The organism is Xanthobacter sp. AM11 (genome assembly GCF_047444035.1).
In the GTDB taxonomy this organism is placed as follows: domain Bacteria; phylum Pseudomonadota; class Alphaproteobacteria; order Rhizobiales; family Xanthobacteraceae; genus Xanthobacter.
The window spans coordinates 3,171,915-3,187,289 of the sequence record NZ_JBLAOA010000001.1; the positions used below are offsets into that span (position 1 = coordinate 3,171,915).

Below are 15,375 nucleotides of genomic sequence, written 5' to 3' on the forward strand. Positions count from 1 at the left end.
GGCCGCCCCGGCGTCCGGTGAGTACCCGTCCGGCGTAGGCCGCCTTGCGCGGGGCGATGCAAATCGTTGATCACTGTGAGTATGGACAGCGATACTGACAGTGTCTTACATCGCCTCGACGTAGTGGATACGGGGCGTCGTCGCCGCTGGAGCGAGGGTGAGAAGGAGCGGATCGTGCTGGAGAGCATGGCTGGTCCGCGGCAGATTTCAGCGACGGCGCGGCGGCATGGGATCGCGCGCTCGCAATTGCTGGGCTGGCGGCGGGCTCTGCTTGTGGAGCCAAGCGCTGCGCCTCCAGGCTTCATTCCGATGCTCGTGACGCCCGCGGCTGACCGGCGCGAAGACCCGCGGATGATGGGCGCTGGCACGCCACCGGCCTTGGCGGTCGCCGCGCCGACGCCTGGGCGGATCGAGATCGTCCTGCGGTCGGGTCGGAGGATGATCGTCGAGGGCGCCGCCGATATGGACGCCGTCCTGCAGCTTGCGCGGGGCCTTGAGGCTCTCCGATGATCCCGGTTCCAGTCGGCGTGAAGGTCTGGCTGGCGACCGGTCACACCGATATGAGGAAGGGCTTCGCCTCGCTAGCGCTGGTGGCGCAGGAGGTCTTGAAGCGCGATCCGCTCGGTGGCCACATCTTCTGCTTCCGCGGGCGTCGCGGTGATCTTTTGAAGGTAATCTGGCACGATGGGCAGGCGGCGAGCCTCTATGTGCGCCGACTGGAGAAGGGGCGCTTTTTGTGGCCGTCGCCGGCGGATGGCGTCGTCGCGATCACGCCAGCGCAGATGGGCTATCTCCTGTCCGGCATCGACTGGCGCAACCCTGTCGAGACATGGCGTCCGACCTCGGTTGGGTAGCGCTTTCTGCTTGCGTTCGCAGGAGGATGTGGTTCCATCCTGGGTGTGAGCGCCGCCCTTTCATCCCCGTTCTCGCCTCCGCTGCCAGCCGATCTGGCGGCGGCGCATGCGATGATCCTGGCGGAGCGCCAGGCCCGCATCGAGGCGGAAGCGGCGGCGGCGCTTGCCAGGGATGCGGCCGCCCGCCTTGACGCCGAGGCGCTGCAACTCAAGGCCGCCGCATCGTCCACCGAGGCGATGATCGCCCACCTCAAGCTGCAGATCGAGAGGCTGCGCCGCGAGCTTTACGGCCAACGCTCGGAGCGCACGGCGCGGCTCATCGATCAGATGGAGCTTCAGCTCGAAGAGCTGGAGGCAAAGGCCACGGAGGACGAGATCGCCGCGGAGGCGGCATCACGCCAGGCGGCGGCGCCCATACCGGCGCAGCGTCGCTATCCCGTGCGCAAGCCCTTCCCCGAGCACCTGCCGCGCGAGCGGGTGGTCGTGCCCGCGCCAACGTCCTGCCCATGCTGCGGCTCGATGAAGCTGTCGAAGCTCGGCGAGGACGTGACCGAGACGCTGGAGGTGATCCCACGCTCGTGGAAGGTGATCCAGACGGTGCGGGAGAAGTTCACCTGTCGGGCATGCGAGGCCATCACGCAGCCGCCCGCACCCTTCCACGTCACGCCGCGCGGTTTCGTCGGCCCGAACCTGCTCGCCACCATCCTGTTCGAGAAGTTCGGGCAGCACCAGCCGTTGAACCGACAGAGCGAGCGCTACGCCCGGGAAGGCATCGACCTCGCCGTCTCGACTCTGGCCGACCAAGTCGGCGCGGCCACGGTGGCGCTGAAGCCGCTGCATGAGCTGATCGCCCGGCACGTCATGGCGGCGCAGCGCCTGCACGCCGACGACACCACGGTGCCGATCCTGGCCAAGGGCAAGACCGACACGGGCCGGATCTGGACCTATGTGCGCGACGATAGGCCCTTCGGCGGCGCCGATCCGCCAGCAGCGCTTTACTACGCTTCGCGTGACCGCAAACACGGGCATCCCGACGATCACCTCAAGGGCTGGCGGGGCATCCTCCAGGCCGATGCTTATGGTGGCTACAACGGTCTCTATGATCCGGCGCGCAAGGCGGGAACGGTCATCTCGGCGCTGTGTTGGGCCCACGCACGCCGCGGCTTCTTTGAGCTCGCCGACATCGCGGCCTCGGCACGGCGCGGGCCATCCGTCGCGCCTGTCTCGCCGATTGCCCTGGAAGCGGTGACACGTATCGACGCGCTGTTCGCAATCGAGCGTGCAATAAACGGCTTGAGCGCCGAGGACCGCCGGCGCGTTCGGCAGGAGCAGTCCAGGCCGCTCGTCGACGACCTGCACGCGTGGCTGCAGGAGAAGCGCGCTGTGCTGTCGCGTTCATCGTCGGTCTCCAAGCCGATCGACTATATGCTCAAGCGCTGGAGCCGCTTCGCCGGCTTCCTTGATGACGGTCGCATCTGCCTGACGAACAATGCTGCGGAGCGCAGCCTGCGCGGCTTTGCACTCGGCCGGAAAGCCTGGCTCTTCGCCGGCTCCGACCAAGGCGCCGATCGTGCCGCCATCATGGCGACCCTGATCACCACGGCGAAGCTCAACACCGTCGATCCGCAGGCCTGGCTTGCCGATGTGCTGGCCCGCATCGCCGGGACGCCGCAGAGCCGGCTCGCCAAACTCCTGCCATGGAACTGGCAAGACCGCTGAGCCGCCAACACCGAAGCTGCCTGACGGCATAGCCGCGGCCCTGCGGCGCTTGCCGGATGCTTACTCCGGTGACGACGGTGGCGCCCTTGCCGTGCGCTCGGGCCGAACGGTGTTATTGCGCCCTCGGCCCGACCGTGTTCGCCGCCCACTCGCGTTCAACCCGGGTGAAAAGGCGCATAGTCCGCTCCAAAGTGCGCCCGGCTTCACCCAGTCGAAGACACGGTTTCGGATGGCGCCGGCGCAATTTTCGTTGGAGCGGCTTGCGCCTCGCTCGACAAGGTCCTCTCACGCCAGATGTGAGGATGCGATATTCGATCAGTTTGGAACGTAGGCCGATCGCCGCGTGCTCCAAGGCCGCCAGAGGCGACGAATCAACTCCGGGCTCGCTCATGAAGCAGACGGGAAGGGCCGGTTCAGGTGCCGCCCGAAAACAGCGGGCGGCACTCCGCGCCTTTGACCGGTGCCATCAGCCGGTGACAATCTCCTTGCCGCTCGCGCCCCATTCGGTCCACGAGCCGTCATAGAGCGCCAGCGGCGTCTTGCCGATCATCTCCAGCGCCACCCACAGGATGGCGGCGGACACGCCCGAGCCGCAGGACGTGATGACGGGGCGGGACAAATCGAGGCCGCTTGCGGCCACCACCTTGCGGATCTCCTCCACCGGCAGCAGGCGTCCGTCGGCCACGAGGTGGCCGTGGGGCAGGTTGAAGGCGCCGGGCATGTGGCCGGAGGGAAGCCCCGGCCGCGGTTCCGGCATCTCGCCGCGGAAGCGCGCTTCCTGCCGGGCGTCCAGCACCTGCGCGCTGCCGCTTGCCAGGGCACGGTCCACCCGCTCCAGGTCCGCCACCAAAGAATGGTCGAAGCGGGGGTTGAACACGGCGGGGCGCCGCTGCACCGGCCCGTCTTCCACCGGGCGCTCCTCGGCGAGCCATTTGGGCAGGCCGCCGTCCAGCAGCTTCACGTCGGTGGCGCCAAATGCCCGGAAGGTCCACCACACCCGTGGCGCCGAGAACAGGCCGACCGAATCATAGACCACGATGCGCAGCCCGTCGCCGATGCCCATGGCGCCCATGGCCACCGCGAAGCTGTGGGCATCGGGCAGCATGTGGGGCAGGGGGGAGGCGCGGTCGGCGATGGCGTCGATGTCGAAATGCACCGCGCCGGGAACGTGCTGCTCCAGATATTCCGTTGCCCCGCTGCGCCCGGTGCCGGGCATGTGCCAGGAGGCGTCCACCACCACCAGGTCCGGCGCGCCGAGGTTGGCGGCGAGCCATTCGGTGGAGACGAAGGGGCTGTCCGGGGTGGCGGTCGTCTCGGGCATGGGGCCTCTCGTGGCGGGGAATGTATTTGTGGTCCGTGCGGCTGGCGCAGAACCCGGTGTCAGACCAGCACGTTCGGCACGTCCGCGCTGCGCTCCAGCCATTGCGGCACGGGCAGGTTCTTGGAGCGCAGGAAGTCGGGATTGAACAGCTTGGACTGATAGCGGGTGCCGTAGTCGCACAGGATGGTGACGATGGTGTGCCCCGGCCCCATTTCCCTGGCAAGCCGCACCGCGCCGGCCACGTTGACGCCCGACGATCCGCCCAGGCACAGGCCCTCGTGCTGCAGCAGGTCGAACACCACGGGGACCGATTCCTCATCCGGGATCTGGAAGGCGAGGTCGATGGGCGCATCCTCCAGATTGGCGGTGATGCGGCCCTGGCCGATGCCCTCGGTGATGGAGGAGCCTTCCGCCTTCAGCACGCCGGAGGTGTAATAGGAATAGAGCGCCGCCCCGGGCGGGTCGGCGAGGCCGATCTTGATGGCCTTGTTGCGCGCCTTCAGCGCCATGGCGATGCCGGCCAGCGTGCCGCCGGTGCCCACGGCGCAGATGAAGCCATCCACCTTGCCGCCGGTCTGTTCCCAGATCTCCGGGCCGGTGGTGTCCATGTGGGCCTGGCGGTTCGCCACATTGTCGAACTGGTTGGCCCAGACCGCCCCGTTGGGCTCGGTCTTCGCCAGCGCCTCGGCCAGTCGGCCGGAAACCTTCACGTAATTGTTGGGGTTGGAATAGGCCACCGCCGGCACCTCCACCAGCGTGGCGCCGGCGAGCTTCAGCATGTCCTTCTTTTCCTGGGATTGGGTCTCGGGAATGACGATGACCGTGCGGAAGCCGAGGGGGGCGGCCACCAGGGCGAGGCCGATGCCGGTGTTGCCCGCCGTTCCTTCCACGATGACGCCGCCGGGCTTCAGCGCCCCGCGGGCCACTGCATCCTTGATGATTCCGAGGGCTGCGCGGTCCTTCACCGACTGGCCGGGATTGAGGAACTCGGCCTTGCCGAGAATCTCGCAGCCGGTTTCCTCGGAGGCGCGCTTGAGACGGATAAGGGGGGTGTTGCCGATGGATTCGACAAGGCCGTTGCGGATCATGGCGGAAGCAAGCCTTCAATGAATGTCACAAACCGATATGCCTTTATTGCCCCAGCGGGCGCCACTTCTCAACGGGAGGGCACCTGCGCGGCGGCGCGCGGAAGGCCGTCTCCCCTTCAGGACGTGCGCAGAAGCGCGCTGAAGGCGGAGACGATATGGTAGAGGGAGGAGGCGGGCGCGGGCTCCTCCACGAAGGTGTCGTCGGCGAGCAGCCGGTCGCGCCACAGGCCGGGCACCGGCGTGTCCAGGTAGCGCGCGGTCGCCGCCAGGCTCTCGGCCAGATCGCGCGCCCATGGCCCCCCTTCGGCGCCGCCGAAGACGAGCGCGGTGCGCAGGCGCTCGGTCTGCGCCCACAGGCGCGCGGTGGGGTCGGTGACGGCGCCCTGCGGGTCCAGCGCGAACACCGCCACCTGCCGGGCATGGTCGATGCCGCAGGTGCTGCCGAACACCATCAGCCGTTCGGCCGCCTGCCGTGTGTCGCGCCCGAGCAGAAGCTCGGCCTGGCGCATGAGGTAGGCCCATTCGAACTGGTGGCCGGGCTCGCGCGTGCCGCCGTCCGGGCCGGGCGCGAAGGCCCAGTCGCCGTCATAATATTCACCCACGGCGCCGGTGCGCGGGTCGATCAGGCGCTGCAGCGCGAGGCTCACGATGTCGTTCGCCACCGCCGCGAACGGGTCGCCGGCGCCCAGGCTCACCCAAGCAAGGGTGGCTTCCAGAAGGTGCATGTGGGGGTTGGAGCGCAGCGGCAGTACCCGCGGCGATGCCTCCTCGAAGCCGCCCAGGGGGTGGGCGAGGGTTGCCCGCATCTGCGTGAGGAGGTCCGTCGCGATGGAACGCAGCGGGTCCGGCCTGCCCTGAATGTCGAATGCGTGGGCGAGGGCCAGCAGCACGAACGCCTGTTCGTAGATGTCCACCGTGTCGTCCAGGGGGGTCCCGTCGGCGGCCGCCAGCCGGCGGAACAGGCCGTCGGGCCGGCGGTAGGCGCGCAGCAGGAAGTCCAGCCCATGGGCGACGGCCGCCTGCCAGGGCCCCTGCCAGCCCAGCCGCCCCGCCTCGGCGAAGGCATAGATCTGGCGGGTCTGCACCCGCACCCGGCGCGCCGCCGCGACGGGCCGGCCATCCATGCCGATCTTCTCGTGGAAGCCGCCGTTGGGGTCGGCGCCGGTCGCCCACCACAAGGGAAAAGCGCTGTCGAAGAGCCAGGACCGCGCCCATTGCGGCGTCACATCACGCGGCAGCATTCCCCCGAGCCCTCCTGATCCCCCGGCATAATCGCAGATAAGCAGGCACGATTCCGCTCTTTTTTCCATTGGGCGCGAACCGGGCCGGCGGATCGGGACGGTGCCATCATGCGGACCTGACACGCCGCCCCGGTTCGGCTAAACCCCCTCCAGCGCGTCCGCATTCGCATCCAAGGGACACACACGTGAACATCGTGATGATCGGTTCAGGGTACGTGGGCCTCGTTTCCGGCGTCTGCTTCGCCGATTTCGGGCACCAGGTGACCTGCGTCGACAAGGACGAATCGAAGATCGTCGCCCTCAAGGCCGGGCGCATCCCCATCTATGAGCCGGGCCTGCAGGAGCTCGTCGCCAAGAATGTGCGCGACGGCCGCCTGTCCTTCACCACCGACCTTGCCGGGCCGGTGGGCGAGGCGGACGCGGTGTTCATCGCCGTCGGCACGCCCTCGCGCCGCGGGGACGGACACGCGGATCTGTCCTACGTCTACGCCGCCGCGCGGGAGATCGCCCGCGCCGTGAAGGGCTTCACCGTGGTGGTGGACAAGTCCACCGTGCCGGTGGGCACCGGCGACGAGGTGGAGCGCATCATCCGCGAGGAAAGCCCCAAGGCCGATGTGTGCGTGTGCTCGAACCCCGAGTTCCTGCGCGAGGGTGCCGCCATCTCCGATTTCAAGCGGCCGGACCGCATCGTGGTGGGCACCACCGACGAGCGCGCCCGCGCGGTGATGAACGAGATCTACCGCCCGCTCTTCCTCAACACCTCGCCCATGATCTTCACCGACCGGCGCACGGCGGAGCTGATCAAATATGCCGCCAACGCCTTCCTCGCCATGAAGATCACCTTCATCAACGAGGTCGCCGACCTGTGCGAGAAGCTGGGGGCGGACGTGCAGCAGGTGGCCCGCGGCATCGGCGCCGACAACCGCATCGGCGCCAAGTTCCTGCATGCGGGGCCGGGCTATGGCGGCTCCTGCTTCCCCAAGGATACGCTGGCGCTGGTGAAGACCGCCCAGGACCATGACAGCCCCATGCGCCTCATCGAGACGACGGTGGCCGTCAACGACCAGCGCAAGCGCGCCATGGCCCGCAAGATCGTGCGGGCGGCGGGGGGCGACATCCACGGCAAGACCGTCGCGGTGCTGGGCCTCACCTTCAAGCCCAACACCGACGACATGCGCGAGGCGCCCTCCCTGTCCATCATCCAGGGCCTGGTGGATGCCGGCGCCCGGGTGCGCGCCTACGATCCCGAGGGCACCGAGCAGGCCCGCCCGCTGCTGGAAGGCGTCACCTTCTGTCGCAATCCCTATGAGGCGGCGGAGGGGGCCTGCGCGGTGGCCATCGTCACCGAATGGGACCAGTTCCGCGCCCTCGACCTCGCCCGGCTCAGGGAGGCCATGGCGGAAGCGGTGCTGGTGGACCTGCGCAACATCTACGAGCCGGAGGAGGTGACCCGCCACGGCTTTACCTACACCAGCATCGGCCGCGGCTCCGGCATGGCCGGGGTGTGACGGCCATGCGCTTCCTCGTCACCGGGTCGGCCGGCTTCATCGGCTTCCACATCTGCCGGCGCCTGCTGGCGGAAGGTCATGTGGTGGTCGGCTACGATGCCCTGACGGAATATTACGACCCGCGGCTGAAGCAGGCGCGCCACGCTCTTCTGGCCCGTGGCAGCAATGCGTTCACGCCGGTGATCGCGCGCCTGGAGGACATGGCGGCGCTGGATGCGGCGGCCGACCTCGCCCGGCCGGATGTCATCATCCATCTCGCCGCCCAGGCGGGGGTGCGCTATTCCATCGAAAATCCGCGCGCCTATCTCGACGCCAATCTGGTGGGCGCCTTCAACCTGCTGGAAGCGGCCAAACGGGTGAGCCCGCAGCACCTGCTGCTGGCTTCCACCAGTTCGGTCTATGGCGGCAACGAGGTGATGCCCTTCGCCGAGACCGACCGGGCGGACTTCCCCATCACCCTCTATGCCGCCACCAAGAAGGCCATGGAGGCCATGGCGCATTCCTATGCGCATCTGTGGGACCTGCCCACCACCTGCTTCCGCTTCTTCACCGTCTACGGGCCGTGGGGCCGGCCGGACATGGCGCTGTTCAAGTTCGTTCGCGCCATGCGGCAGGGCCAGCCCATCGAGATCTATGGCGAAGGCGCCATGAAGCGCGATTTCACTTACATCGACGATCTGGTGGAAGGGGTGATGCGCCTCATCCCCTGCGTGCCGGTGAAGGGGCAGCGGGTGGTGGCGGACGGGGTGAGCGATTCCCTCTCCCCGGTCGCCCCGCACCGGGTGGTGAACATTGCCGGCGGCACCTGCGTGGGCCTCATGGAATTCGTGGAGGCCATCGAGGCCGCCATGGGCCGGCCGGCGCAAAAGGTGCTGCTTCCCATGCAGCCTGGCGATGTGCGCGAAACCCTTGCCGACTACCACCTGCTGGAAGCCCTCACCGGCTTTCGGCCGGCGACGCCGGTGGGCGAGGGGGTGGCGGCCTTCGTGGAGTGGGCGACGGCCTATTTCGATGAATATGGCGAGGCTTAGGCCCGCCTGATCCCCGGCGCCGTGCCCCCTTGCGCCTTGCGTCGCGCCGGCCCCTCCTCGGGCGCCATCTACTGGCGCAGATGGGAGAAGGCGCGCAGGGCCCGCTCCCGCGCCGCCCCATGGTCCACCACCGGGCGCGGATAGCTGGTGCCGAGCTTCACCCCGGCGGCGGCGAGGGTGGTGGCGTCGGCCGTCCACGGCTTGTGGATGAGGCCCGCCGGCAGCCGCGCCAGCTCGGGCACGAAAGCGCGCACATAGGCGCCGTCGGGATCGAACTTCTCGCCCTGGATCACCGGGTTGAAGATGCGGAAATAGGGCGCCGCATCCAGCCCCGAGCCGGCCACCCACTGCCAGGAGGCGGGATTGCTGGCGGCGTCGGCATCCACCAGCGTGTCCCAGAACCAGGCCTCGCCCTCGCGCCAGTCGATGAGCAGGTGCTTGGCCAGGAAGGAGGCCACCGCCATGCGCACGCGGTTGTGCATCCACCCCGTCTGCCACAGCTGGCGCATGCCGGCGTCGATGAGGGGATAGCCGGTGTGTCCCTGCCGCCAGGCCTTCAACTCGCCCGGGCATTCGCGCCAGGGGAAGGCATCGAACCCCGGCTGGATGTTGCGGCGGGCTATGTCGGGCTCCTCGGCGAGGAGGTGGTGGGAGAATTCGCGCCAATAGAGTTCGGCCTCGAATTTCTGCGCGTCCGCGGCCGGCACGGCCTCGGCCTCCCGGGCATGGCGGATGGCCGCCAGAACCTGCCGTGGCGAGACCTCGCCGAAGCGCAGGTGGGGCGAGAGGCGCGAGACATGGGGCTGCGCCGGCCGGTCGCGCCCTTCGGCATAGCCCGTGAGCCCCTCGCCGATGAAGGCCGCGAGGCGCGCCGCCGCCGCGGCCTCCCCCGCCCGCCATGCGGTGCGCAGGCCGCCGGCCCAGTCGGGCTGCACCGGCTCCAGGCCGAGCTCCTCCAGCGGCTCGCCATCCGGGGCGCGGCCGACGCCCCGCAGCCGGGCGGGTGCGGGCAGGGGCGGCTCCAGCGGCAGCTTCAGCGCCGCCCGATGGAAGGATGAAAAGGTGCGCGGCATCCGGCCCGCACCGCCCAGAACCGAGCCGGGCGGGTGGAGGAGATGGGCGCAGAAGCGCAGCACCTGCCTGTCCTCGGCGGCCAGCCGGGCGGCCACGGCGCGGTCCAGCTTCGCCTCGGGCCCGCCCGGGCGGTCGTTGAAGGCCACGCACGCCGCCCCCAGCTGCGCCGCCATGTCGGGCACCACCCGGGTGGCCGGACCGCGCCGGACCACCAGGGGGATGGCGTGGCGGGCCAGCGCCCCGTGAAGCGCGCGGAGCGACTGGGCGAGCCACCATTTCGCCGCCCCGCCGAGGAGGCGCAGGCCGGGGCTCTCCTCGTCCAGCACATAGAGCGCGCAGATGGGATGCCCGCCGCGCGTGCAGGCGTCGAGGGCCGGATTGTCGGCCAGGCGCAGGTCGTCGCGGAACCACAGGAGGGCAGGGGAAGGTGTCATGCCCAGCTCCTACGCTGGCGAAGACAGCGAGGTTCACTCCCTTTCTCCCGGCATGGCAAGCCGGCCCTGTGGATGACGGGGGAAGCCGCACACCGCCGGCACGGCTGCCGTCGGCCTGTCACACCAGCGCGAAACGGGCGTGGGGCAAGGCGCGTTAAAGCTTTTATAAGCTCTGTGTGGGCACCATATGTAGTGGGTAGCCGGATCGCTATACCCTAGATCGAGACGAAACAGGGTTTGACCCAGGGGCCAGACTCGCTCTAGCGTCAGGACATCAGCGGCGGGCACCCCCAGGCGTAGGGTCGGCGGGTGTGCGTCCGGTTCCCAGACGTTGCGTTTCCGATCTCAAGGGGCGGCGCCCTGCGCTGCGCCCGCTGTGTCGTCGCGACTGCCACATTCATTTGTTAGACTGATCGGCCCATCGGGGCCGAGCCGAAGGAGCACCGGTCATGCGCGTTGAACGCCGCTACACGCAAGAGGGCCGTTCCCCTTACGCGGACATTCCGTTCCGTGAGACCGTGAGCGAGATCCGCAACCCCGATGGCTCGGTGGTGTTCCGCCAGGAAGGCATCGAGGTTCCCGCGCAATTCTCGCAGGTGGCCAGCGACATCCTCGCGCAGAAGTATTTCCGCAAGGCCGGCGTGCCGGCGCGCCTGAAGAAGGTGGAGGAGAATTCCGTCCCCTCCTTCCTCTGGCGTTGCGTGCCCGACGAGGCGGCTCTTGCGGCCCTGCCCGAGAAGGAGCGCGTCGTCGGCGAAACCTCGGCCCGCCAAGTGTTCGACCGGCTCGCCGGCACCTGGACCTATTGGGGCTGGAAGGGCGGCTATTTCGACAGCGAGGCCGACGCCCAGGCCTTCTTCGACGAGCACCGCTACATGCTCGCCATGCAGATGGCCGCGCCCAATTCCCCCCAGTGGTTCAACACCGGCCTTCACTGGGCCTATGGCATCGACGGTCCGGGGCAGGGCCACTTCTATGTGGACCACCAGACCGGCGCGCTGATGGCCTCCACCTCGGCCTATGAGCATCCCCAGCCCCACGCCTGCTTCATCCAGTCGGTCAGCGACGACCTGGTGAGCGACGGCGGCATCATGGACCTGTGGGTGCGCGAGGCGCGGCTGTTCAAGTACGGCTCCGGCACCGGCTCCAACTTCTCCTCCCTGCGTGGCGAGGGCGAGAAGCTCTCCGGCGGCGGGCGCTCCAGCGGCCTCATGAGCTTCCTGAAGATCGGCGACCGGGCTGCGGGCGCCATCAAGTCCGGCGGCACCACGCGCCGCGCCGCCAAGATGGTGGTGGTGGATGCCGACCACCCGGATATCGAGGCCTATGTGGACTGGAAGGTGATCGAGGAGCAGAAGGTTGCCGCCCTCGTCACCGGCTCGCGCCTCAACGCCCGCCACCTCAAGGCCGTGCTCAAGGCCTGCGTGAACTGCGAGGGCGAGGGGGACAGCTGCTTCGAGCCGGAGAAGAACCCGGCGCTGAAGCGCGAGATCAAGGCCGCCCGCAAGGCCGGCGTGGCCGATGCCGCCATCCGCCGGGTCATCCAATATGCCCGCCAGGGCTACAAGGACATCGACGTCGCCATCTACGACACCGACTGGGACGGCGAGGCCTACATCACGGTGGCCGGGCAGAATTCCAACAATTCCGTTCGCGTCACCGACGACTTCCTGCGGGCGGTGGAGGCGGATGCCGACTGGCAGCTCATCCGCCGCACCGACGGCAAGGTGGCCAAGACCATCAAGGCCCGGGAATTGTGGGAGAAGATCGGTGCCGCCGCGTGGCATTGCGCCGACCCCGGCATCCAGTTCCACACCACGGTGAACGACTGGCACACCTGCCCGGCCGCCGGCGAGATCCGCGCCTCCAACCCGTGCTCGGAATACATGTTCCTCGACGACACGGCCTGCAACCTCGCCTCGCTGAACCTCCTGCAGTTCCGCGACGCCGAGAAAAGGTTCGACGTGGAGAGCTATGAGCATGCGGTAAGGTTGTGGACCGTGGTGCTGGAAATCTCCGTGCTCATGGCCCAGTTCCCGTCCCGCCGCATTGCCGAATTGTCCTATGAATACAGGACATTGGGCCTCGGCTATGCGAACATCGGCGGCCTGCTCATGTCGGCCGGCATCCCCTATGACTCGCCCCAGGGCCGGGCCATCTGCGGCGCGCTTTCGGCCATCATGACCGGCGTGTGCTACGCCACCTCGGCGGAGATGGCCAAGGAGCTGGGGCCGTTCCCGGCCTATGGCGCCAACGCCCAGTCCATGCTGCGGGTGATCCGCAACCACCGCCGCGCCGCCCACGGCTTTGCCGACGGCTTCGAGGGCCTGTCCGTGGCCCCGGTGCCCCTCGACCACGTGTCCTGCCCCGACACCCGCCTGGTGGCCCGCGCCACCGCGGCCTGGGACCGGGCCCTGGCCCTTGGCGAGGTGCATGGGTACCGCAACGCGCAGGTTTCGGTCATCGCCCCCACCGGCACCATCGGCCTGGTGATGGATTGCGACACCACGGGAATCGAGCCCGACTTCGCCCTCGTGAAGTTCAAGAAGCTGGCCGGCGGCGGCTATTTCAAGATCATCAACCGGGCGGTGCCGGAGGCGCTGCGGGCTTTGGGCTACAAGGAGGCGGAGATCGCCGAGATGGAGGCCTATGCGGTGGGCCACGGCTCGCTGGCCCAGGCCCCGGCCATCAACCATTCCACCTTGCGCGCCAAGGGCTTCGACGATGCGGCCATCGCCAAGGCCGAGGCCGCGGTGAAGACCGCCTTCGACATCAAGTTCGCCTTCAACCGCTGGACCTTCGGCGAGGAATTCCTGGCCCAGGCCCTCGGGGTGCCCGCGGCCCAGCTGGCCGACCCGAAGTTCGACCTCCTGACCTTCCTCGGCTTCAACAGGTCCGACATCGAGGCGGCCAATGTGCACGTGTGCGGCGCCATGACCCTGGAGGGCGCCCCCCACCTGAAGGCGCAGCACCTGCCCGTGTTCGACTGCGCCTCCCCGTGCGGCCGGCTGGGCAAGCGCTACCTTTCGGTGGAGAGCCACATCCACATGATGGCGGCGGCGCAGCCCTTCATCTCGGGCGCCATCTCCAAGACCATCAACATGCCCAATGACGCGAGCGTGGAGGATTGCAAGGCGGCCTACCTGCTCTCCTGGCGCCTCGCGCTGAAGGCCAACGCTCTCTATCGCGACGGCTCCAAGCTCTCCCAGCCCCTCAACGCCCAGCTGGTGGCGGACGAGGAGGAGGAGGACGATGCGGTGGAGGCCCTCATCGCCCAGCCCAATGCGGCGCGCACCGCCACCGTCACCGAGAAGATCGTGGAGCGGGTGGTGGAGCGCATCGTCGAGCATCGGGTCCGCGAGCGCGAGAAGATGCCCGACCGCCGCAAGGGCTACACCCAGAAGGCGGTGGTGGGCGGCCACAAGGTGTATCTGCGCACCGGCGAATATGATGACGGCCGCCTCGGCGAGATCTTCATCGACATGCACAAGGAGGGCGCGGCGCTCCGCTCGCTGCTGAACAATTTCGCCATCGCCATCTCGCTCGGCCTGCAATATGGCGTGCCGCTGGAAGAATATGTGGACGCCTTCACCTTCACCCGCTTCGAGCCGGCGGGCCCGGTGCAGGGCAACGACACCATCAAATATGCCACCTCCATGCTGGACTATGTGTTCCGCGAGCTGGCGGTGTCCTATCTGGGCCGTAGCGACCTCGGCCATGTGGACCCCCACGAGACCGGCTTCGACGCCCTCGGCAAGGGGGTGGACGAGGGCAAGGCGCCCAACCCGGCCAACCGCATCGTCTCCAAGGGGCTGGTGCGCGGCAAGACGGTGAACCTGCTGGTGCCGCAGCCAGCCACCACCGATCCCCGGGCGGGCAGCGACCGGGCCGGGGGCGACAATGTGACCGTGTTGCGCGCCGCCACCTTCGGCGCCACCGCCCTCAAGCCGGAGGTGGCCCTCCTCGCCGAGCCCACCCCGGAGGTGGAGGAGCTGGAGGCGGCGGTGGAAAGCCTGATGGAGAAGACCCTTCCCTGGTCCGCCTCCGCCCGCAAGGCCGACGCCCGCGCCGAGGCCCGCGCCCGCGGCTATGAGGGCGAGGCCTGCCCCGAGTGCATGAACTTCACCATGGTGCGCAACGGCACCTGCCTGAAGTGCGAGACGTGCGGCGGGACCACGGGCTGCAGCTGAGGGATTTCAGCATGTGTTCGGAGCGCCCTGTGGCGCTCCGAACCGGTTACTTGAACATATGGTGAATTAAACCGCGCGCAAATTCCGCAGCGATCCGGCAAGGCGTCACCGCTCCTCCGTATTCGGAGCCCCCATGCTCACCCTCTATTCCTACCCCGAGCTGTTCGGCGTGGCCGACAACAATGGCTATGGCCTGAAGGTCTTCGCCTGGCTGCGGCTGGCGGGGGTGCCGTTCGTGCATGAGCATCTGTTCGATGCCTCGCAGGCGCCGCGGGCCCAATTGCCCTATGTCACCGACGATGGCGTGGCCATCGGCGACAGCGAGGCCATCCTGGCCCATGTGCGGCGGGCCTATGGGGTGACCCTCGACGACGGGCTCACCGAGGCCCAGCGCGACACCGCGCTCATGGTGCTGCGGCTGCTGGACGATCTTTATTGGGTCATGTCCTATTCGCGCTGGAAGGACGAGGCGTTCTGGCCGCAGTTCGCCGCGGCGCTGAAGAGCCAGCATCCCCGGCTCACCGATGCGGACCTGCAGGCGGCCCAGGCCTTCAATGCCCAGCGCTACCATTACCAGGGCATCGGCCGGTTCGCGCCGGCCCAGGCCTATGAGCGGGGCCTTGCGGATCTTGCCGTGCTGGCGCGCCTGGTGCCGCAGGAGGGCTTTGTCTTCGGCCCCACGCCCACCGCCACCGATGCGGCCATCTACGGCTTCCTAGCCAATATCCACTTCTATCCCATCGAGACGCCGCTGAAGGCGTTCGTGAGCGGGCAGGGCAACCTTGTGCGCCATTTGTGCGACATCCACGCCCGCATCCAAAGCGGGCCGGCGGCCGGGTAGAAGGCGGGGCAGACACGCAGGGCAGACACGCAGGGCAGACGGAGGCGGGGCAGCCCTCCGTCGCTGGTCCTGCG

General features: G+C 68.5%; 11 protein-coding genes. 7 read left to right on the forward strand and 4 right to left on the reverse strand.

The window, feature by feature from the left end:
• Nucleotides 1–81: 81 nt before the first annotated feature.
• From tnpA to tnpC, 3 genes are all read left to right on the forward strand, one after another.
• Nucleotides 82–510: an IS66-like element accessory protein TnpA gene (gene tnpA / locus ACI7BZ_RS14540; protein ID WP_414117894.1), complete on the forward strand. Its 429-nt coding sequence runs from the start codon at nucleotides 82–84 to the stop codon at nucleotides 508–510.
• Complete coding sequence (tnpB, locus tag ACI7BZ_RS14545) at nucleotides 507–854, forward strand: IS66 family insertion sequence element accessory protein TnpB (protein ID WP_076443138.1); 348 nt, start codon at nucleotides 507–509, stop codon at nucleotides 852–854. The genes tnpA and tnpB overlap by 4 nt, the downstream gene beginning before the upstream one ends.
• 111 nt (nucleotides 855–965) lie before the next feature.
• Nucleotides 966–2,573: an IS66 family transposase gene (gene tnpC / locus ACI7BZ_RS14550; protein ID WP_414117895.1), complete on the forward strand. Its 1,608-nt coding sequence runs from the start codon at nucleotides 966–968 to the stop codon at nucleotides 2,571–2,573.
• Between the two features lie 466 nt (nucleotides 2,574–3,039).
• On the opposite strand, the gene sseA is transcribed toward tnpC, so the two are convergent.
• The 3 genes from sseA to ACI7BZ_RS14565 form a co-directional block, all read right to left on the reverse strand.
• Nucleotides 3,040–3,894 (reverse strand): 3-mercaptopyruvate sulfurtransferase, encoded by an 855-nt coding sequence (gene sseA, locus ACI7BZ_RS14555; protein ID WP_414117896.1) that lies wholly within the window; start codon nucleotides 3,892–3,894, stop codon nucleotides 3,040–3,042.
• Nucleotides 3,895–3,953: 59 nt separating this feature from the next.
• Entirely contained in the window at nucleotides 3,954–4,982 is a 1,029-nt protein-coding gene (locus ACI7BZ_RS14560) for a cysteine synthase A (RefSeq protein ID WP_414117897.1), read from the reverse strand.
• 116 nt (nucleotides 4,983–5,098) lie between these two features.
• Nucleotides 5,099–6,223 (reverse strand): AGE family epimerase/isomerase, encoded by a 1,125-nt coding sequence (locus ACI7BZ_RS14565; RefSeq protein ID WP_414117898.1) that lies wholly within the window; start codon nucleotides 6,221–6,223, stop codon nucleotides 5,099–5,101.
• Between the two features lie 185 nt (nucleotides 6,224–6,408).
• Here ACI7BZ_RS14565 and ACI7BZ_RS14570 point away from each other — a divergent pair, with 185 nt between their 5' ends.
• Nucleotides 6,409–7,731: a UDP-glucose dehydrogenase family protein gene (locus ACI7BZ_RS14570; RefSeq protein ID WP_414117899.1), complete on the forward strand. Its 1,323-nt coding sequence runs from the start codon at nucleotides 6,409–6,411 to the stop codon at nucleotides 7,729–7,731.
• A gap of 5 nt (nucleotides 7,732–7,736) precedes the next feature.
• The gene (locus ACI7BZ_RS14575) at nucleotides 7,737–8,762 is read left to right on the forward strand and encodes an NAD-dependent epimerase/dehydratase family protein (RefSeq protein ID WP_414117900.1); all 1,026 of its coding nucleotides are present in this window, start codon (nucleotides 7,737–7,739) and stop codon (nucleotides 8,760–8,762) included.
• Between the two features lie 68 nt (nucleotides 8,763–8,830).
• Here the strand turns inward: ACI7BZ_RS14575 and ACI7BZ_RS14580 are convergent, their stop codons facing one another.
• A complete protein-coding gene (locus tag ACI7BZ_RS14580) occupies nucleotides 8,831–10,270 on the reverse strand; it encodes a cryptochrome/photolyase family protein (RefSeq protein WP_414117901.1) in 1,440 nt (479 codons plus the stop codon).
• Between the two features lie 449 nt (nucleotides 10,271–10,719).
• Here ACI7BZ_RS14580 and ACI7BZ_RS14585 point away from each other — a divergent pair, with 449 nt between their 5' ends.
• Nucleotides 10,720–14,460, forward strand: a complete 3,741-nt coding sequence (locus ACI7BZ_RS14585; protein WP_414117902.1) for a vitamin B12-dependent ribonucleotide reductase — start codon at nucleotides 10,720–10,722, stop codon at nucleotides 14,458–14,460.
• 133 nt (nucleotides 14,461–14,593) lie between these two features.
• Complete coding sequence (locus ACI7BZ_RS14590; protein WP_414117903.1) at nucleotides 14,594–15,301, forward strand: glutathione S-transferase C-terminal domain-containing protein; 708 nt, start codon at nucleotides 14,594–14,596, stop codon at nucleotides 15,299–15,301.
• The last annotated feature ends 74 nt before the right edge of the window (nucleotides 15,302–15,375 follow it).

Bases quoted from the DNA above. Each gene is read 5' to 3' on its own strand.
- tnpB (WP_076443138.1), top strand. From the start codon at position 507: ATGATCCCGGTTCCAGTCGGCGTGAAGGTCTGGCTGGCGACCGGTCAC.
- ACI7BZ_RS14560 (WP_414117897.1), bottom strand. From the start codon at position 4,982: ATGATCCGCAACGGCCTTGTCGAATCCATCGGCAACACCCCCCTTATC.
- ACI7BZ_RS14585 (WP_414117902.1), top strand. From the start codon at position 10,720: ATGCGCGTTGAACGCCGCTACACGCAAGAGGGCCGTTCCCCTTACGCG.
- tnpA (WP_414117894.1), top strand. From the start codon at position 82: ATGGACAGCGATACTGACAGTGTCTTACATCGCCTCGACGTAGTGGAT.
- ACI7BZ_RS14590 (WP_414117903.1), top strand. From the start codon at position 14,594: ATGCTCACCCTCTATTCCTACCCCGAGCTGTTCGGCGTGGCCGACAAC.
- ACI7BZ_RS14575 (WP_414117900.1), top strand. From the start codon at position 7,737: ATGCGCTTCCTCGTCACCGGGTCGGCCGGCTTCATCGGCTTCCACATC.
- ACI7BZ_RS14565 (WP_414117898.1), bottom strand. From the start codon at position 6,223: ATGCTGCCGCGTGATGTGACGCCGCAATGGGCGCGGTCCTGGCTCTTC.
- sseA (WP_414117896.1), bottom strand. From the start codon at position 3,894: ATGCCCGAGACGACCGCCACCCCGGACAGCCCCTTCGTCTCCACCGAA.
- ACI7BZ_RS14580 (WP_414117901.1), bottom strand. From the start codon at position 10,270: ATGACACCTTCCCCTGCCCTCCTGTGGTTCCGCGACGACCTGCGCCTG.
- tnpC (WP_414117895.1), top strand. From the start codon at position 966: ATGATCCTGGCGGAGCGCCAGGCCCGCATCGAGGCGGAAGCGGCGGCG.